A 19,298-nucleotide genomic window follows, 5' to 3' on the forward strand; every position below is an offset into this window, starting at 1 on the left:
ATTCCGAAATCGTCAACGCCGCGAAAAAATATTACGAAAAACGCCATATAAAACTCTAATCCATACCGATCCGGAGTTTGAAGATCGTTCTCGGATCTTACTTTAGATTTTTCTCCTTTTTGTGATTCTGAGAACGGTCCGTCTCGATTGCGCCGTCGACCATGTGAATTCTGCGATCCGCAAAGGCCGCGTATTCCGGATCGTGTGTGACGTAGAGAATCGTCGTCCCATTCTCCGCATTGGTGCGTTTTAATATCTCCATCGCCTTATCTCCGTTAGCCGTATCCAGATTTCCGGTCGGTTCGTCCGCAAAGATAAAGGAGGGATTCATGATGAGCGCCCTTGCGATCGCGGCCCTCTGTTGTTCTCCCCCTGACATCTGCGACGGATACTTGTCCTTGCAGTGCTCAAGGTCGAATTGTTTCAACAGATTTCTTGCATATTCTTTTTTGATTCCTTCCGCTCCCGTCTTCCGCGCCGGCATGAGAATGTTTTCTATCGCAGTCAATTCCGGAAGCAGATAGTGAAACTGAAAAACAAAACCGATATGTTGATTTCGAAAACTGTGAGTCTCCTTGCTCCGAAGCTCAAAGAGATCCCTTCCGTCCAAAAATACTTTTCCGGAACTCGGTCGATCCAATCCGCTCAGCATATACAAAAGGGTGGACTTTCCGGAACCCGATCTTCCCGTCAGAGATACAAATTCCCCCTTTTTGAGTTGAAACGTTACTCCTCGAACTACCTGAGTCGGAGGTTCTCCGAACGATTTGACAAGCGACTCGCAGGTCAAAGCGTACGATTCTTCCTTGCCCGCGTTTTCGAGCGAATGATTTCGAACTTGATTGTGGTTCACGTACTACCTCGAATGATTTCTACCGGAGACAACTTGGAAGCGGAACGCGCCGGAATATAAGCGGCGATTCCGCTGGTGAGGACGGAAAGTAGGAACGCGTTTACGTAGATCATATAATTCCAAGAAATTTTCATAACGTTGATCATCGGCCCTTTTTGGTTCGCGCCGCCCAAAGGATATCCGTCCAGGGAATAACAGGCCAAACCTCCGAGAATCAATCCGAAGACCGCTCCGATCAAACCCAAAAGAAGTCCCTGAATGATAAACAAACGAATCGTGTCTCCTTCGTCGAAACCGACCGATCTCAGGATCGCGATCTCTTTCTTTTTGTGATTCACCACCATGTTCAACACGTTGTAGATTCCGAAAGCGACGACCAAAATAATCGTGAACGTAGTCGTGTCCCGGACTATATTCTGAGTTTTGAATACGGAAAGAATACTTTCGTAGGCTTGATCCCAACTCTGCACCTTATCTCTCGTAAAAAAAGCCCATTCCGTCGCGACGTCCGCCGCCTTGGAGACGTCCTTCAAACGGATCGCGATCTCAGAAACGATTCCGTTGGCCTGAGTGATTCTTTGAACCGTACGAAGGGAGGCGTAGACCGAAACTTCGTCGATCATCCGATTCCCTACTCTTATGATCCCTCCGACCTTTACGTTCGATATCGTACCGTTAGGCGAAATTACCTGCACTATATCTCCCGCTTCCGCCCCCAAACGCTCCAAAAGCCCTGCGCCCGCGAAGATGATATCGCCTCCACGGTCCAAATCTTTCAGATTTCCCTTCTCCACATACTTACCGATCGTAGTAACCCGCATCTGTCTCACGGGATCGATCCCCTGTAACTTGCCTGGAAGAGTTTGTTTTCCGAATTTGAAAATCAATTGGCGATTGAGCTGAGGAGCGTATGCCTCCACTCTTTCATCCTGATCCAATTTCAAAAACCAACCTTTAACGTTTGTTAGTTGGGTAGAATCCGTCTTCCCCGAAGGAGGTTTGATCCAACGTACGTAGTCTCCGTCAAAAAAAACTCCCTTGAAACTTTCTTCCTTTAGAACTTCGTCTCTCGGCGAAATACGGATCTGCGCGTCGTTGTTTACGAGTTGATCTGTGATGTATTCCTGAAAACCGAGCATCATACCCGAGAATACGACATACCCTGCGGTTCCCAGAAGAATCCCCAAAAACGTAAGAAACGTTTGTTGAGGTCTGCTGATCAGTTGTCTGATTGCTAAAAAGAACATAGTCCTAAACTAACGCCCTCCGTCCAGATAGACGGTGTCGGTTTCCAACACGACGTTCTCCAAAACCTCGCACCATTCTCCGTCGACCGCGCCCACTTTCGCGTCCAAGAGCATAACCTTGCCATTTCGCCTAACGCGAATTTTTCCTTTTTCGACGGATTTAACCGGAATCAAAAGTGCGTTCTCCTTTCTCGCGACTTCCACCGCGACGTCCGCGGTCATTTCGGGAAGAGTTCCTTCGGGCATCGATTCGACGTCGACCCTCACATAAAACTGACCGTCCGAAGGATATACTTTGTTGACCTTACCCGGAACCTTATTTCCTCGAATCGTTTCAAAACTCAACTCCGCTCTTTGACCGGGTCGTATTCTAAGAACCGAATCCTGATCCAATGAAAGAAGAATATAAGTCTTTTTTAAATCCATCATCGTTAGGACAGGAGCGCCCGGCATCACGACCTCGCCTTCTTGAAACGGAAGAGAAGTTACGGTTCCGGAAAAAGGAGCTCGGAAGCTGGTTCCCGAATCCGAGATCAGAAGCTCCTGTCCTTCTTTTACGATCTCCCCTTCTTTAACAAAAATCTTTCGAATCGAGGAAGTGACTCCGAGTTTGAGGTGATAGACCCGATCCGATTTTACGGTTCCCAGAGAATAAACCAACTCGACGATGGGTCCGATTTTAGGCGAAATTTCAGTTCTCTTTTCCCGAATCACAAGATAAGATCCGAAAGCGAGAATTAATACCAACGCTGCGATGGAAGCGATTCTGCCCAAACGAGAAGTCCAGATAAATTTTATAAAAACCAATGCTCTGTTCATTTTAATGAATCACACACCTTATCAAGCTAAAAGAAAACGACTCTTTGTATTCCACAAAGGACAAACGTAATACGAAAACAATCCGGAATTACAAAAGAAATAAATGACATTTATCATGGAACCGGACTCGAGCCAAGTCGTTTTAGCAAGTCTCGTCCGCTTGGAGAATCATTCACCGGAAATCTTTCCGATCCCTTCCATCCCTTTTTGAATCGTATCCTTGAGTCCCTTTTTACTTTTGGAATCCGAATTCAATCTTATGTTCAAGACATTGTTCTCGTATTCGATGATCGTTCTGAGTTTTTGAAACGAAGCTCGAAGCGAGTTGACGGAACAATTCTCGCTTAACGGATCAAAGGATTCTCGATTCGTTTTGACGAATTCGGGCTCTTCGATCGCGCTCAGATCCTTTGCAAACTCGGCTCCGTTTTGAAACAATTCTCTGGAGTCGTTGTAAGAATCGTTCGTGAACACCATCTTGTCATACAACTTATCCACGATCGAAGAATTCTTATCCGAAAGAAAGGATCTACAACTCAAAAGAAATCTATGTTCCAGATATAATTTTCTCTGTACTTCGAACAAACGCGCGTCGTTATCCAGCTTTGATTGTTCCTGATTGGTATGATTCACGCCTTCGTTGATTCTATAACCGCCGATTCCGATCGCAAAAAGGAGGGAAACGATCTGAAAATATTTACTGATCTCAGTATCTCCTCCGGCGATTTTTTTGATACTCGTATTGATCCATTCTATAAACATAAGATCCAGATCCAGAATCCCGTGTTCTCCAAATAAAAAGGAAAAGATAAATTTTAAAAAACCCAAAAGAAGAACGATCGACGCAAGGATACAAACTATAAAGGCGCCGATAAGAGCAAAAAGAAAAATATCGTTCCAAAGAACCCTAAAAAGATTGGAGGAATTCAGAATCGAATTCCATAACTTTACGATCCAATTCCCGTAATTATAATAGTCGTTGAGATACAAATAAGCTACCGAAGACGAAACCTTATATTCTTTCCCGTTGATTTTGGAAGAATGCAAATCCTCCTTCCATTGATCGCATTTCCGTTCTTCGAGTTTGCAGAGTTCGGTTAGAAACGATTTTCTTTCATTGGAGAATTTTTGATCTTCGGAACAAAAGAAACGATCGCAGGAAAACGTTGAAAGTTTACTTTCGGTCGAATAGATTCTCTGATCGGAACTCAAACTCATCACGTTGACGAACTGCGCTTCCAAACAAGCGAGAAACGAATCGATCGTTTTCGAATCCAATCCATCCTTGTTTTCCGGATCGTTCGATTTTTTTTCATTTGATGAACTTACGGACGAAGAATGGAACGTATATTTAGAATCGTCAGTGATCAAAAAAGAGGTTTTACAAAACTCGATCTTTCTTTGGGTCAGATCATACAATTCCACTTTTGCCTTTAGATCTTGGATCAGATCGCTTCTGCCGAGGAGGTCCACAAATACGATCAGAAACGAAATCACGACTATGACGATCAACGCTCTCAAACGCCTGCCGGGATAAAGTCGGGAATGTATCAGTTCTTTTAAATCCATTGATCGTCTCGGAAAATAAAATTTCGACGTTAGATCGCTTTTCGGAGAGAATCGAATTCGAATCGTCTCCTTCCGAAAAGCTCAAGGCCAAGGAATAAAACGCAAACCGTTTCAAAATCAATAGATTTTCTGAATATTAGGAATATTTTTTATAGAATAAAGATGGATTTGAAAAGCGCCGAATCTTTTTTATAGATGGAAAAGAAATTGATTCCGGACGGAAAAAAGTATGCTCTATCTAATCTTCAAATACGCGGTGACTTCGCTTTTGATCGTAACCGTTTCCGAAGTCGCAAAGAAAAACGATAAACTCGCCGCTTTCATCGGTTCGCTTCCGATGATTACGCTTTTGACGCTGATTTGGTTGAAAGCGGAGGAAGCGGATTCTTCCAAAATCGAAAATCACGCGTATTATACGTTCTGGTATGTGATCCCAAGTCTCCCGATGTTTTATTTCTTTCCTAAAATCCACCATTCGATCGGATTTTGGCCCGCACTCGGAACGAGCGTCGTTTTGACGCTGTTCCTTTACGGGAGCTTCGCCCTTTTTCTAAGAAAATTCGGAATCGACTTGTTTTGAAGATTGGGACCAATACAAAGCTCGATTCAAAAAGAGATCTCACGAGAATTTCAAAATCCTTTCGAACTTGTGCTCCACGAATCAAAGGAACGTAAAATGTACTTGCGAAGTAGGAATCTATGACTTAGATTCGAAACCGTTCCAATCCGATTTTGAAACAGCGACTCTAAACGAGGAATATGATCTCTTCGCAAAAGACATTGGCTCAAATTCGAAATCTCGATAGGTCCGAATCAGAATTTGTTGTATAGAATTCGTTTTTTTTTCGTCCATTGTCCCTATAGTGCAAAATACCTTGAAAAAAACAAAAATAATCCTTCTCATCGTCTTCTTTAACATTCTCGCCATTGTCTACGGAAGTATATTATATTTTATTTATATATCCGACCGTTTTCCGATCGCCTTTCTTCTGCTCGTGTCCCTTTCGTTAAAGTTAGTCGTCCCGATCGTCTGATTTTCGTAAACCTTACCGTTCGCTTTCCATTTTCCAAAAACGCGTGAGAATCATCTTTTATACAATAGAATTCTGCGAATTCGTTGGAACTTGGGATTCTTCACCGGCTTCTTGAAATATTATAATCAAGGCATTCATCATTTATAAGAGAGGAAGTATTTATGTATTTTTTCCCGTATCTTTTTTGTAAGATAGAAACCGGAAGGCCGCCGCTAAACGCCCAATGATTGATTTAAAATTCAAAACGTCGAAGATGAAAGTAAAAAAGAACAGAAGTTCGTCGGATTCTTTCCTGTCGATTCTCCTTGCGTTCGGGATTTTTGCATTTCACGCTTGGGGTTGTCTGCATAACGATTCCACAAGCGATACTCTCGTCTTATTGGGAAACCCGATTTCGGACACGCTTCCAAGCAAAGGAGCCGACCCGATCCTTCCCAGCGTTCAGTATTCAAACTCTTCTCTTGTCTTTGTAAAAAATATCGCCATTACTGCCTTGCAACCGAGTGCGACGGGCAATCCGACTTCATTCTCGATTTCCCCGGCGCTTCCTTCCGGACTCAATTGGGACGGTTCCACCGGAGAAATTACGGGAACTCCGACCACGGCTCAGAATGCGACTTCTTATACGATCACCGCGACCAACGAAAACGGATCCAGAACGACGACGATCGATATCACAATCCAAGCTCTGAATTCTTTTTGGGCGGGTTATCTGAAGGCTCCGAATCCGGAGAATATCGCTGCAAACGGGGATAGTTTCGGAATCAAGGTGGCGATTTCCGGCGACACGATGGTCGTCGGGGCTCCGGGGGAAGATAGCAACCAAACTTCTGTCACAAACTTTCCAGGCCCGGTTTTGACGGCGGCAACCGATAACGACGCGGCTGCGAATTCCGGAGCCGCTTATGTTTTCCGGAAAACCGGAACGACTTGGGCCCTAGAGGCGTATCTAAAGGCGCCTAACGCGGAATCGAGCGACTCATTCGGAACGAGCGTCGCGATTTCGGGCGATACGATCGTAGTCGGCGCGATCGGGGAAGACAGTAACGTAACGAACCTCGTCAACGCTCCAAACGCGGGCTTAACTCCCGCGGGAGACAACGACGCTTCGGCGAACGCAGGAGCGGCTTATGTTTTTCGCAGAACCGGCGCCGCTTGGGCTTGGGAGGCATATTTAAAACCGCCTAACACGGGTTCTACGATTCAATTCGGTAATTCGGTCGCCATCGTAGGAGATACGGTCGTCGTAACCGCGATCTATGAAGACTGCGATCAGACTTCAATCACGAACGCGCCTTCCACTTTTGTAAGCAACACGAATGCGACCGACGCGGGGGCGGCCTACGTGTATGCAAGGACGGGAACGACTTGGGCATTTCAGGCGTATCTCAAGGCGCCTAACGCGGAGGCAAACGACAATTTCGGTTCCAGCGTTTCCATCTCCGAAGATTCGAGCACGATCGTAATCGGCGCCAAAGGAGAATGGAGCAACCAAACTACGATCTCCAATGCTCCGGATCCGAACCTCACTCCGGCAGGCGACAATGATTCGGCCTTGTCGGCAGGAGCCGTCTATGTTTTTCGTAAAACCGGAACCAATTGGGCTTGGGAAGCCTATTTGAAAGCTCCAAACGCGGAGCAAACGGATAGCTTCGGAACGAGCGTATCCATCTCGGGAAATCGCATCGTAGTCGGAGCCAACGGAGAAGACAGCAATCTAAATACTGTGATCAGCACTTTGGGTCCAAGTCTGACGCCGGCGGGCGACAACGACGGAGCGACGAATTCAGGAGCCGCGTATGTGTTTGTCCGTTCCGGTTCGACTTGGTCTTGGGAAAGTTATCTCAAGGCGCCTAACGCGGAAGTCGTCGGCGGTTTTGGGGACGGATTTGGAATCAGCGTCGCGATCTCGGGCGATATGATCCTCATAGGAGCCGCAGGAGAAGACAGCGTTCTTCCTTCGATCGTAAATTCCCCGTCGGCCTTTCCGACCGCGGCAACCGATAACGACGCGGCTACGAATGCGGGAGCGGCTTATGTTTTTCATAGGACAAACTCCGGTTGGAACCTGCAATCCTATCTCAAAGCGCCTAACGCGGAGAACGTCGGAGGCACGGGCGACGGCTTTGGAATCGCCGTGGCGATCTCGAACGAATGTGTAGTCGTCGCATCTTCCGGAGAAGATAGTTCGCAAGCGTTGAATGTGTTCGCGCCTGCCACGCCTTCGACCGCGGCGACCGACGACGATGGAGCTCTGAACTCAGGCGCGGTCTATACGTTCGACCGATAAGACGACGCTCGCGTCCTCGTTTAATAATCGAAGGCCTTACTTCGTTTCCGGGATCGGAAGGGATTCTAAAAAAGAATCTGTTCCCCTTTCCCGGAGGATTTTCGAGGAAGAATTACGTCCGGAAATTCTTCCTCGAGAATTCTTAGCCTTTCGTAAAAACGCGAATTACGAGCGGAGAAAGTTTCTTTTTTTGCAACCTCCTCCGATAATCCGGCTCGTATTGAACGTATGAAATCAGCAAATTCCTCCCAAAACGATAAACGAATTCATAAAAGATATAAGGCTCCCGACGCGGAACCGGGTTTGCACCCGGGAAGTTCGCATCTGGTTCGAAGAATTTTGGACTGGTTCGGCAGATTCTACGGTAGTCTTTTTTACAAAGCCGAGGTCCAAGGACTTCACAATGTTCCCAAAGAAGGGACCGTTCTCGTCCTCGCCAAACACCAGAGAAACGACGACATTCCTCTGGGACTTTCCAAAGCGCTCTACAAAGTCCGTTGGAGCATCTGGGCCGTGATGAAAGATTCCATGGCGGCTCCGATCTTTTTCGACTTCTTTTTAAAATGCGGTGGAATTCCGTTAAACCGACTGGAGCCCCGCAAAAGCAAAAAGGACCTTCTCTTCGCGAGAAAAGTATTATACAACGGTAATATGCTCGTCATCTTTCCGGAACAGACTACGGTTCCTTACAAAATGGGAAGAGGAAGAGCGGGTGCGTTTCGATTTATCGTAGGCAAGCCCGAATCGCCGCTGCCGGTCCTTTGTCTCGGATTGGATTACCAACCCAGAGGTTTTTTAAGAAGAACCAAACTTACGATCCGGATCGGAGAATTAAAACATCTGCACCCCAATCAGGATCCGGAAGAATTCTTACACGAACGTATGCACGACATCGCAAGTCTCACCAATCTAACCTATCCTTTCGCCTATAAAAAAGGCGCGAGCGATAGTTACGAAGAATCAGAGTCCAACACGGTAGGTTCCGCAGTATGAGAATTCCTCCCGCAAAAGGAAACAAACGGGCCCTTCTCGTGGAAGGCGGCGGAATGAAAGGCGCATTCGCAGGAGGAGCATTACATTCTTTGCATACGATTCTTTCTCCCAAATATTTCGATCTCGTAGTCGCGGTCTCTTCCGGCGCTTGTTCCGCGGCTTATTACGTTACGATGCCGAAACCGGAACCCGAAAAAAGTTTAAAAACTCTTGCGATTTGGTATTTCGAGTTGGCCGGCCGAAAACTGATCTCTCCGTTTCATCCGTTTCGGGGAAAAACGTTTCTGGATCAGGAATATCTCGTGGACGATCTCTTCGGCGAAAAATATCCGCTTCCCGCCGAGAACTTTGAAAAATTCGGCCTCCCCGAATTCAGAATCGCGGTGAGTAACCTGCACACGAGAAGTATAGAATATGTGAGGGCCACCTCTGCAAACATATTCGATCTTTTGAAAGCGGCCACTTCCCTTCCGATCGCGACGAGAGGAAGGCATCGGGTCGACGGCACTCTCTATTCGGACGCGGCGGTTCTCAATCCTCTTCCTCTGGAAGATCTGATCGAAGCGGGTTATAAAGACATTACGGTTGTCTTAAATTCTCCCGTTGAAAAAGTTTCTCCTCCTTTCGGATTTTTTACGAGTTTTCTTTCCTTTCCTAAGGATTGGAAGATGGCCCGTTTGATGAGCCGTTGGCATCATCACCACTTCAACGTAGCGCGCGAAGTGGCGCAGAAACCTCCGAAGGGAGTTCAGATCCACATGATCTCTCCCGAAAATCAATTGCCGGTGACACTAGTGACAACAAACGGATCCAAACTGAAAGAGACCGTGGATTTGGGAATGAAGAAGGGAGAAGAAATCGGAGCCTTTCTTTTAAGAAAGTTTAGTAAAAAAGAATTTTCCGGTAAAAAAGCGCAGACCGATCGCAAACTCGTGAAACCGACCCGATCCAAATCGTCGAAGGCCAAACCTTCCCAAAAGAAAAAAGCGATTCGCTAAAAGAAGTTTACGCCGCGATCCTTTAAGAACGATCGCGGCCTTTCATTCTTCTTTTGATCTTTTCTTTTATCGCTTACACAAACTTCCCTCCAGCTTTTGAAATAGAATCTGGAGTTTGTCCGTTTTTCATTTCCTCGTTCAAGCCTTAGAACCTTGTATCAAAGAATCGTTTCAAAATAGGATGAAAGAAGCAAAGAAGTCGGAATAAAAAGAGACCGTATGAAATTCCGGCTCCGAAAAGAACCGACGCACGAAACCGGAATTTACTTTAGAAACTCATTTGATCTTTTCGCCGATCAACTCGTCCAAGGACAAAGCTCCTCCGCCTCCGATCATGAGAACCAAGGCCATCGCGATGGCGAGGATATGATATTCAAATCCTTCACCCGCTTGTGTGTTAAACCAATTCATAAAGAATCCGTTCGCTCTTACAAAAACCGCTGCTCCGATCATAGTGAGCGCGATTCCGAATGCGGAAAATTTTGTCGCAAATCCCAGGATCAATCCGAGGGCGCCGAAAGATTCCGCAAAGATGACGAGTAACGCGACCGCGGACGGAATCCCCTGCGACTGAAAAAAACCCATCGTAGCGCTGAACCCGAATCCTCCGAACCATCCGAATAATTTCTGAAGTCCGTGGGGAAGCATCACAACTCCGAGTGCGATTCTGACTAAAGTTAAGATCCAACTCGATTCCGTTTGAAAGAATTTTTCGATCATTTCAATCTCCTTTAAGATAAGGAAACTATAGAAAATGAAAACGAAAATGTAAATGGACGGATTGTATATTTTACGGTGCTTTTCGTCCGAAGTCCCGGAATCGTTCCGGAGAAATTCCAGTTTGGGATTTGAAATAGCGGCTGAAATAAGCGTTGTCCGCAAAACCCAATTCCCATGCAATTTGTGTAATATTCAATTTTGAATGTAAAAGCAGACGTTTGATTTCGAGTATAATTCGTTCGTGGATCACAGACTTTGCGGACTTACCCAATTCTTCGTGGCAGATTCTGTTCAGCGTATTCGGCGCGATTCCGATTCTTCTCGAATAATACGAAGTGTTTCTTTCCTTTAAAAAATTCTCCTCCAAAAGTTTTTGAAAAGAGACGATCGTCGAGTCCGGGAGAATTTCGTTCTCTTGCTGCAGATCGAATTCTTTTTTAGTCTGAAGAAGAACCACCTGCGTCAAAACGAGCAGCATTTTTTTTTCGGATTGAGAATCTTTTTCATCGATGAGTCTTTCAAAATCGGATCGGAGACGCAAAGAATCTTCGATCCGAATTTTTGGAGAACTCTGTGCGAATTGAAAAAAAGGATATTCTCTGAGAGTGGAAACATTCTCTCCTTGATCCGTGAAAAAATCGGACGAGATCTTGAGCGCAAAACCTTTCACAGGTTTTGCGAATTTCCAAGAATGAACCTGACCGGGTTTTAAAAAGAAAAGCGATTCGGATTCGATCGTATTTTCCTGAAAGTCGATCGTATGAGTTCCGGCGCCTTCCAAAAAGAAAAAAAGCGCGAAGTAAGTATGTCGATGCGAACTATCATATTCTCGAAAACTCGGAGGCAATTCCTCCAAACGACCGACGTAAAAAAGAGGTTCCGTCTTTTCCTCGACGAGGTCGGAAAGATGAAGCACGGGTGGAATACTTTCAACCTTTGACATTCTGTTTCCAAAAAAACAAAGATCTCGTAAAATTACAATCCGGAAGAATAGGAGATCCTTTTTTTAAGTTCCGAATTCTCGAAGACAAAACCCGCCCTAAAACGAGTGATTTTCCGAGTGGATCCCTCCTAAACCGCATTTCGGTTTATAGTGTTAAACCGAAATAGAGCGAGTTTCTCTTTTAAGATTCGGAATTACGATCGAAAAAAAGAAAATGGTTTCCCGATTCGGATTCCTTCTTTAAGACATTCCTTATGTTTCTTAAAAAGAATAGGATAACGAAGGCATTCTTCCTTTTGATTCTACTCTTTTTATTCTTCGTATCCTGCGGGCAAATCCTCGTATTCGAAAAACCTCCTCTTGTGTCGCGGGGAATTTTGGATCTGAGAACCGCGGACTGGGACTTTGTTTCCAAAGGTTACCTCAGTTTGGACGGAGAATGGGAATTCTTTTGGGAACGACTTTATGCGGGGATCGATCCTTCGACGAAGAGCGGAAAAGAATTCAGATCCGACTTTGTAAACGTTCCGGATTCCTGGACCAACTATTCGCACGACGGAAAAAATTATTCCGGCTTCGGTTATGCGACATACCGGATGCGCGTCCTCTTAAAAGAACCTAACAACGATATGGCGATCAAGATGTTGGAAGCGGCAACCGCTTACAACCTTTACGTAAACGGCGTGAAAGTTTTATCGAGCGGAAAAGTCGGAATTTCCAAAGAGACGAGCAGTCCCTTGTATCGTCCGGCGGTAAGCGCTCCGATCCGTCTGGAAAAAGAAAACGAGATCGTAATCGAGGTATCCAACTTTTCACATTCGAAGGCGGGCGTTTGGGCGAAGGTTTTGCTCGGCGATCACCGGAATTTGTCCGCACTTCGCGAAAGAACGATTTGGCTGGATCTATTTATCTCGGGCGGTCTTTTTATCGGCGTTTTATATCATCTCAGTCTTTTCTCACTTTTGCGAAGGGAACTTTCTCATTTTTACTTCACCTTGATCGGACTCGTTGCGATCCTTAGAATCGTGCTGACGGGAGAACGTCTTTTGTTCGCCTTACTTCCGAACTTTGATTTTGATCTCAGTTATCGACTCGAGTTGTTATCCGTTTATATAGGCGGTTTTATTTTGGCCCTTTTTTTGCGTTCCATGTTTCCGAACGAATTCCAGAAGAAGCCGGCTTATACTTTCGTCGCGGTCTTTTCGATCTTGTCGTTCATCGTTCTTTTTACGGATCTTGCCTTTTATTCAAGGACGCTTCCCCTATTCAGTCTTTTCGTATTCTTGGAATGCGTTTACATGGTCTATGTTTTGATCCGCGCGATACAAAACGATCGAGTGGGAGCTTGGATCGGACTTCTAATCTGTATTCTTCTTTTCTTAATCGTCATCAACGATCTTCTTTACGCGAATATGATCATCAACACTTCCTATTTCATATCGTACGGTATTTCTATTTTTTTCATCGCACAAGCCTTTATCATCTCCAAACAATTCGCCATAGCCTACTATCTTTCGCAAAAACTCAGCGACGATCTTCAGACTTCAAACGACCGATTGATTTCCTTGGACAAACTTAAGGACGAATTTCTCGCGACCACCTCGCACGAACTCAGAACTCCGCTCCAAGGGATCATCGGAATCGCAGATTCTCTCAAAAGAGGCGCAGGCGGCGATCTTTCGGCTTTTGTTGAAAGACAGTTGGGAATGATCGTTTCCAGCGGAGAAAGACTTTCCAGTTTAGTTAACGATATCCAAGACTTTTCAAAACTAAAACACAGCGACCTCAATCTAAGAAAAATCCCCGTGGACATCAAACAGGCGGTTGATTTCACTTTGGACTTAAACCGAGTCAACGTGGATCCTTCCAAGACGATTTTGTTAAACGAAATCGAAGCGAATTTTCCTCCGCTTATGGCGGATGAAAATCGACTTCAGCAGATTCTCCAGAATTTGATAGGAAACGCGATCAAGTTTACCGAAAAAGGAAAGATTTCCGTAAGCGCCGCGCTCGTCGACGAGAACACCTCCGAAATCAGCGTAAGCGACACCGGAATCGGAATTCCGGAAAATCAGAAAAATAGAATATTCGAATTCTTTGAAAGAGTTCAATCCGGAGACGCAGGAAACGCGGGAGGCACCGGATTAGGACTTCCTATCAGCCGAGCGCTCGTGGCCTTACACGGCGGAGAATTGAACGTAGAATCGACTCCCGGCAAAGGATCTCGGTTTTATTTTACGATTCCAGTCTGCAAAGAAATACCGGATTCTCTCACAAACGAATGGAAGAAGAATTATAGTTCTTCGTTGAATTCCAAGCCGCCTTCGACCGAGCAGGAGCGAGAGACCGAATTCAAAGAGTCGGCCGATAAAATTCGGATCCTTGTCGTCGACGACGAACCGGTCAACTTGGAAGTCATTCAGAATTATCTTTCCTTGAGAAACATGGAATGTCTCGTCGTTCAAAGCGGAGGCGAGGCTTTGGAAATTCTCAAAAAGGATTCGGACTTCCAGGCAGTGATCCTAGACGTTATGATGCCCCGACTTTCCGGTTTGGAAGTGGCAAGAGAAATCCGAAATCGATGGAGTCCCATCGAATTACCGATCCTCATGGTCTCAGCGAAAAACAGGGACAACGATCTGATCGCCGCGTTGAACGCGGGGGCAAACGACTACTTGGTGAAACCATTCGACTTCGAACAGTTGATGAACCGAGTCAATAACTTACTCGAACTCGTACAAGGACACAAGGATAGGATCGATCAAGAAAACGAAAAACGAGAAGCGATCCAACAGGTCAGACAAAAGATCAACATAGATCTTCACGACCACCTCGGAGCGAAATTGATCGATTTAAAATTTCTATCGGAGGAACTTCTCAGCGGCGCGATCGAACCGAATCGGAATCTATTTGAAAAGATCCACGGCACCGTAAATCAATCCATCGGAATGTTACGCGAACAGATGCTCAAGATAGAAGACCTTAACTTAGTATCCGAAAATTTCATCACAGGCGTAAACCTCGTCCTGCTCAGGCGTTATTCGGACGCGGGAAGAGAAATCGATTTTCAATGTGAAGACGAACTTTTGGAAATTTTCGATTCTCACAAAGACGAAGCGAGTCTTATGGAATTTTTCGGAATCATCAACGAGGTCACCAACAACGATTTGAAATACGGAAAAGGAATCTCTAATTGGAGTTTCTACTTCCAAAATAATGAAATTCGAATGAATATGAATTCCGAGTCAAGCTACAAGCTGACAAACAACAGATCCGGAAGAGGAACCGAAAATCTAATCGAAAGAATCGTTAAATTGGAAGGAAGAATGGAAATGTCCCTCTTGCAAAACGTCTACTCGATCGATCTCAGAATCGTCGCGAACCGTTTTTTATCGATCTGATTTCGAACGTAAGAATCAAGGAAGAATATGACTGCAAAAAATATTAGAATCGGAATCGTCGAAAACGACGAGAACTACAAAAATCAAATTCTAAAAGTATTGGAATCGGTTCCCGATGTGGAAGAAATCCTACACTGGGACTCAGCGGAGTCATTCTGGAAGGATCCGAAAGGAAGAACGTTAGACATCGTTTTCTTGGACATTCTTCTTCCCGGAATTTCCGGAGTGGATTTGGCGGCTAAACTTTCCGAAAGGGATCCTTCGATCAACAAAATCATGTTGAGCAACATGAACTCGGACGAACTCATCTACAACTCGCTTCGTTACGGCGCGATCGGTTATATCCTGAAATCGGAGCTGAAGGATATTCTGGAAGTCATCGACACAGTGTTACGCGGAGGAGCCATCATCACTCCCACGATCGCCTTCCGTGTGTTAAACAGCTTCAAACTCAAAAAAGTCGCGGACGGGGTAAAACTCACTAAAAAAGAGAAGGAAATTTTAGACCACATGGTGACGGGAAAGACGATCAATCGTGTCGCGGAATTCTTAGGCGTAAGCAAATATACGATTCAACACCACGTAAAAAATATATACAAAAAATTGAATGTTCACAACCGAGCCGAATTGGTAAAAAAAGCGACCGATTTCGGCCTTCTTCCCATGAGCGGCTCGAACTTAGGCGAAAAAAAAGATTAAGAACCGAGCATGGAATCAATGTTCGTATATTCCATGCCGAACGCATCCGAAACCGCCCGATACGTGATCTTTCCGGAAACCACATTGATTCCCTTTCGAATCGCCTCCGAATTCAGAGCGGCCTCCTTCCAGCCTACATTCGCAATTTCTAATACGTAAGGGAGCGTCGCGCTCGTTAACGCAAGAGTCGACGTTTTAGGAACCGCTCCCGGCATGTTCGCGACCGAATAGTGTATGATCCCGTCGACCGTGTAGATCGGATTCTCGTGAGTGGTAGGAATCGAAGTTTCAAAACAACCTCCTTGATCGATGGCGACGTCGATCAACACGGATCCCTTCTTCATCGTTCTAAGATGATCCCGAGTGACAAGTCTCGGCGCCTTGGCGCCGGGATATAAAACGGAGCCGATGACAACGTCGGCGATTCTTAAAAGTTCCCGAATTTTGGAAGGAGTCGAAGAAAGAGTGATACAATTGCTCGGCATTATTTCCGAAAGATAACGAAGTCGATCGGAGTTCGTGTCCAAGATATAAACCCGCGCACCCAAACCGGCGGCGATCTTTGCAGAGTTCATTCCCACGATGCCTCCTCCGATTACGACCACAACTCCGGGTTCCACGCCGGGAACTCCTCCCAAAAGAACTCCGCTTCCTCCGTGGACCATCTCCAAATACCGAGCCCCTTCCTGCGCGGCCATCCTTCCTGCGATCTCGCTCATGGGAATCAGAAGCGGCAAGGAACCGTCCTCTTTTTGAATCGTTTCATAGGCGATACAGACCGCGTTGGTTTTTGTCAGAGCAAGGGTCAGGTCCTTCGAAGCGGCCAAGTGAAGATAGGTGAATAGAATTTGATTTTCTCTCAGCAAGGAATATTCGGAAGGTTGCGGTTCTTTTATGTGCAGAATCATATCCGATTTTTTGAATATATCGTTTTTATCGTTAAGAATCTCCGCTCCGTGTTCCACATAATCGGAGTCTGAAAATCCGCTGTTTAAACCTGCGTCCTTCTCTACAAAAACGGTATGCCCGTGGTGTTTTAGAACTTCGACTCCGGCTGGGATCATACTCACCCGATTTTCAGCGACCTTGATTTCTTTTAGGATTCCGATCTTCATAGTATCTCTCGTTTTTATTTTTACGTGGATAGGATCTTCTAAGATTTCACCCTTCCCTGCATTCCTGCAATTGCTTTTACAAAAAGCCGAAGGTTCCCTAACAAAAAAGATAGGCACGGATCGATAGTTACGATTTTCCTTCTAAGCCGGTCCATAACGAATTCGGTGGCCGTTAGTATGAATTCACCGAACTCATACTTTCTGATTCTCCAAGACCACCTTTGAAAGACTCGATTTCGACGACCGCATCCGCGAGTTCTAAAACTAACGTTTCTGATTCCATAAAAATCACAATGCCTTATTTATAAGCACCGCATAACGTTCTTTTCAATTCTTATAAAAGCAAGAATTGAATACAAAAAATATTTTCTTAAAATGATTCTTGCAAACTTTATTCGTCTGAAAGACAAAAGACGAAGATGCCCAAGACAAATTTCGACATACTATGGATCATTCTTTCCTCCGGACTTGTTTTTTTTATGCAGGCCGGTTTTCTTTGTCTTGAATCGGGACTTACAAGAACCAAAAACTCGATCAACGTCGCGATCAAAAATATTACCGACTTCGGAATCGCGACCCTAATCTTCTACTCCGTCGGATTCGGTCTTATGTTCGGAAGCAGCGCTTTCGGTTTTATCGGATCCGATTCTTTCTTTCCCGAATTTTCAACTGCACATCCCGAGATCGCGGTTTTCTTTTTATTTCAACTCATGTTTTGCGGAACCGCGGCAACGATCGTTTCGGGCGCTGTAGCCGAGCGTATGAAGTTCGGCGCCTATATCGTCGTCACAATCGTCATCTCCGCGGTCATCTATCCGATCTTCGGTCATTGGGTTTGGGGAAAGGATCTATCAAACTGGGAGACCGCAACGGGCTGGCTCGGTAAATTAGGTTTTATCGATTTTGCCGGTTCGACGGTAGTTCACAGCGTCGGCGGATGGGTAGGACTCGCCGCGATGCTACTTTTAGGAAACCGTTCGGGAAGATATGCGGAAGACGGATCGGTGCGGTATATCACGGGTCACAATCTTCCGCTTGCGATGCTCGGAACGTTGATCCTTTGGCTCGGATGGATCGGATTCAACGGAGGAAGCACGTTAGCGTTCACAGCATCGGTTCCGAAAATCATCGTCAACACAATGTTCGCCGCCGCAAGCGGTATGGCCGCATCTCTCATCTACGGCTGGATCCGACTTCAATATGCGGAAGCGACTCTTCCTTTAAACGGCGCGTTAGCCGGTCTTGTCGCGATTACGGCTTCCTGTCACGCGGTCAACTCACTCGATTCGGTTTTTATAGGTTTTGTCGCCGGAATCATCATGTATGAAACGAGAAGTCTATTGGATAGAATTCAGGTCGACGACGCGGTGGGAGCGATCCCGGTCCATCTCGCGGCCGGAATTTGGGGAACGTTAGCCGTCGGTCTCTTCGGTAATTTGGAAATACTCGGGACGGGTCTAACTCGGTGGCAACAGATTCAAGCGCAGGGTATCGGAATTCTTACGTGTTGTGTTCTCGCTTTCGGATTGAGTTACGTCATTCTAGGCGCGGCGAATCGTTTTTTTAAATTTAGAGTCTCCGAATTGAACGAACAGAAAGGTTTGAACTATACGGAGCACAGAGCGACTACCGAACTCATCGATCTTTTCTTAGAGATGGAATACCAGAAAAGGACGGGCGATCTGAGTAAGGATCTTTCGATCGAGCCGTTCACCGAGGTCGGACAGATCGCGGAACGTTACAATTCCGTTTTAGGCAGAATCAGGATGAACATCAAAGAAAAGGAAATTCTCACGAAACAACTGGAAGAGAATCTCAATCTGATTCAAAACGATCTTTCGACCGCGAAAAAAATCCAATCCGGAATCCTCTCTCAAAAAGACAGAACGATCGGAGAACTCGAGATCATCATACGTTATCTGCCACTCAGCGAAGTCGGAGGAGACTTCTTTGATATTATGGAGCTTCGTCCGGGACTTACCAGATTTTTCCTCGCGGACGCGACCGGACACGGGGTGCAGGCCGCTTTGATTACGATGGCTATCAAAGCGATCTACGAATCCCTCAAGCGAGGAATCTACAGCGTGACCGAAATTTTATATCACCTAAACAACGAATTCCTGCACACATTCAAAAACTTGAATCAATTCTTTACTTGCATTGTGTTGGACATCGACACAAATACGGGAAACATCCGATACGCGTCGGCTGGGCATATTCCGCAGTATCTGATCTTAGAAGATAAGATCGTAAAACTGGAAAAAACGGGAAGAATCGTCGGGGCCATCTCCAAAACCGAATACACATCGAACGAGATCAAGTTCAAACCGGACTCCAAACTGGTGCTGTTCACCGACGGGCTCGTCGAACAGTGGAACGACGAAAAGGAAGAATTCGGGGAGGACAGAGTCGAAAAGATCGTTTACGGAATGAATTCAAAACCTTTGCGGGATGGCATCGATTCGTTGTTAAGCGAACAGGAAAAGTTTTTAGCCGGAGTCTCCAAACAAGACGACATCTCCATCATCGGAATCAACTGGAAACAGAACGGAGTCTGAGAGTTTGATTTCGTTTAACGGATAACAAATTCCTTTTCAATTTTTATAGAAAAGAATTC

The 19,298-nt window shown here is 45.6% G+C and carries 15 protein-coding genes; 8 read left to right on the forward strand and 7 right to left on the reverse strand.

Going from position 1 to position 19,298, the window contains the following annotated elements:
* Positions 1-97: 97 nt before the first annotated feature.
* The 4 genes from CH376_RS07915 to CH376_RS07930 form a co-directional block, all read right to left on the reverse strand.
* Positions 98-790, reverse strand: a complete 693-nt coding sequence (locus CH376_RS07915) for an ABC transporter ATP-binding protein (RefSeq protein ID WP_100784089.1) — start codon at positions 788-790, stop codon at positions 98-100.
* Positions 791-849: 59 nt separating this feature from the next.
* On the reverse strand, positions 850-2,100 hold the full coding sequence (locus CH376_RS07920; protein WP_100783989.1) for an ABC transporter permease: 1,251 nt from the start codon (positions 2,098-2,100) through the stop codon (positions 850-852).
* Between the two features lie 9 nt (positions 2,101-2,109).
* Positions 2,110-2,919 (reverse strand): efflux RND transporter periplasmic adaptor subunit, encoded by an 810-nt coding sequence (locus CH376_RS07925; protein ID WP_100783990.1) that lies wholly within the window; start codon positions 2,917-2,919, stop codon positions 2,110-2,112.
* Between the two features lie 168 nt (positions 2,920-3,087).
* Positions 3,088-4,488, reverse strand: a complete 1,401-nt coding sequence (locus CH376_RS07930) for a hypothetical protein (RefSeq protein WP_100783991.1) — start codon at positions 4,486-4,488, stop codon at positions 3,088-3,090.
* Between the two features lie 229 nt (positions 4,489-4,717).
* Here CH376_RS07930 and CH376_RS07935 point away from each other — a divergent pair, with 229 nt between their 5' ends.
* From CH376_RS07935 to CH376_RS07950, 5 genes are all read left to right on the forward strand, one after another.
* Positions 4,718-5,068 (forward strand): DUF3147 family protein, encoded by a 351-nt coding sequence (locus CH376_RS07935; RefSeq protein ID WP_100783992.1) that lies wholly within the window; start codon positions 4,718-4,720, stop codon positions 5,066-5,068.
* Positions 5,069-5,363: 295 nt separating this feature from the next.
* Positions 5,364-5,522, forward strand: coding sequence for a hypothetical protein (locus CH376_RS24415; RefSeq protein WP_207769135.1), 159 nt, complete (start codon positions 5,364-5,366; stop codon positions 5,520-5,522).
* Positions 5,523-5,775: 253 nt separating this feature from the next.
* The gene (locus tag CH376_RS07940) at positions 5,776-7,812 is read left to right on the forward strand and encodes a putative Ig domain-containing protein (protein ID WP_165781674.1); all 2,037 of its coding nucleotides are present in this window, start codon (positions 5,776-5,778) and stop codon (positions 7,810-7,812) included.
* A 228-nt stretch (positions 7,813-8,040) separates the two neighbouring features.
* Entirely contained in the window at positions 8,041-8,805 is a 765-nt protein-coding gene (locus CH376_RS07945) for a lysophospholipid acyltransferase family protein (protein ID WP_100783994.1), read from the forward strand.
* Positions 8,802-9,803: a patatin-like phospholipase family protein gene (locus CH376_RS07950; protein WP_100783995.1), complete on the forward strand. Its 1,002-nt coding sequence runs from the start codon at positions 8,802-8,804 to the stop codon at positions 9,801-9,803. The genes CH376_RS07945 and CH376_RS07950 overlap by 4 nt, the downstream gene beginning before the upstream one ends.
* 276 nt (positions 9,804-10,079) lie before the next feature.
* Here CH376_RS07950 and CH376_RS07955 read toward each other — a convergent pair whose 3' ends face one another.
* Together CH376_RS07955 and CH376_RS07960 are read right to left on the reverse strand one after the other, a co-directional pair.
* Complete coding sequence (locus tag CH376_RS07955; RefSeq protein ID WP_100783996.1) at positions 10,080-10,523, reverse strand: DoxX family protein; 444 nt, start codon at positions 10,521-10,523, stop codon at positions 10,080-10,082.
* 70 nt (positions 10,524-10,593) lie between these two features.
* A complete protein-coding gene (locus tag CH376_RS07960) occupies positions 10,594-11,466 on the reverse strand; it encodes a helix-turn-helix domain-containing protein (protein ID WP_100783997.1) in 873 nt (290 codons plus the stop codon).
* A gap of 254 nt (positions 11,467-11,720) precedes the next feature.
* Between CH376_RS07960 and CH376_RS07965 the strand changes: the two genes are divergently transcribed.
* A complete protein-coding gene (locus tag CH376_RS07965) occupies positions 11,721-14,867 on the forward strand; it encodes a hybrid sensor histidine kinase/response regulator (protein ID WP_100783998.1) in 3,147 nt (1,048 codons plus the stop codon).
* Between the two features lie 27 nt (positions 14,868-14,894).
* Positions 14,895-15,566: a LuxR C-terminal-related transcriptional regulator gene (locus CH376_RS07970; RefSeq protein WP_100783999.1), complete on the forward strand. Its 672-nt coding sequence runs from the start codon at positions 14,895-14,897 to the stop codon at positions 15,564-15,566.
* On the opposite strand, the gene ald is transcribed toward CH376_RS07970, so the two are convergent.
* Positions 15,563-16,681 (reverse strand): alanine dehydrogenase, encoded by a 1,119-nt coding sequence (ald, locus tag CH376_RS07975; protein ID WP_100784000.1) that lies wholly within the window; start codon positions 16,679-16,681, stop codon positions 15,563-15,565. The two genes, CH376_RS07970 and ald, sit on opposite strands and share 4 nt — an antisense overlap.
* A 419-nt stretch (positions 16,682-17,100) precedes the next feature.
* On the opposite strand from ald, the gene amt reads away from it, so the two are divergent.
* Positions 17,101-19,239 (forward strand): ammonium transporter, encoded by a 2,139-nt coding sequence (gene amt / locus CH376_RS07980; RefSeq protein WP_100784001.1) that lies wholly within the window; start codon positions 17,101-17,103, stop codon positions 19,237-19,239.
* The last annotated feature ends 59 nt before the right edge of the window (positions 19,240-19,298 follow it).

This window comes from Leptospira adleri (genome assembly GCF_002811985.1).
In the GTDB taxonomy this organism is placed as follows: Bacteria; Spirochaetota; Leptospiria; order Leptospirales; family Leptospiraceae; genus Leptospira; species Leptospira adleri.

Coding starts and splice junctions, on each gene's coding strand:
- CH376_RS07920 (WP_100783989.1), bottom strand. CDS start 2,100: ATGTTCTTTTTAGCAATCAGACAACTGATCAGCAGACCTCAACAAACG.
- CH376_RS07925 (WP_100783990.1), bottom strand. CDS start 2,919: ATGAACAGAGCATTGGTTTTTATAAAATTTATCTGGACTTCTCGTTTG.
- CH376_RS07930 (WP_100783991.1), bottom strand. CDS start 4,488: ATGGATTTAAAAGAACTGATACATTCCCGACTTTATCCCGGCAGGCGT.
- CH376_RS07935 (WP_100783992.1), top strand. CDS start 4,718: ATGCTCTATCTAATCTTCAAATACGCGGTGACTTCGCTTTTGATCGTA.
- CH376_RS07940 (WP_165781674.1), top strand. CDS start 5,776: ATGAAAGTAAAAAAGAACAGAAGTTCGTCGGATTCTTTCCTGTCGATT.
- CH376_RS07945 (WP_100783994.1), top strand. CDS start 8,041: ATGAAATCAGCAAATTCCTCCCAAAACGATAAACGAATTCATAAAAGA.
- CH376_RS07950 (WP_100783995.1), top strand. CDS start 8,802: ATGAGAATTCCTCCCGCAAAAGGAAACAAACGGGCCCTTCTCGTGGAA.
- CH376_RS07955 (WP_100783996.1), bottom strand. CDS start 10,523: ATGATCGAAAAATTCTTTCAAACGGAATCGAGTTGGATCTTAACTTTA.
- CH376_RS07960 (WP_100783997.1), bottom strand. CDS start 11,466: ATGTCAAAGGTTGAAAGTATTCCACCCGTGCTTCATCTTTCCGACCTC.
- CH376_RS07965 (WP_100783998.1), top strand. CDS start 11,721: ATGTTTCTTAAAAAGAATAGGATAACGAAGGCATTCTTCCTTTTGATT.
- CH376_RS07970 (WP_100783999.1), top strand. CDS start 14,895: ATGACTGCAAAAAATATTAGAATCGGAATCGTCGAAAACGACGAGAAC.
- ald (WP_100784000.1), bottom strand. CDS start 16,681: ATGAAGATCGGAATCCTAAAAGAAATCAAGGTCGCTGAAAATCGGGTG.
- amt (WP_100784001.1), top strand. CDS start 17,101: ATGCCCAAGACAAATTTCGACATACTATGGATCATTCTTTCCTCCGGA.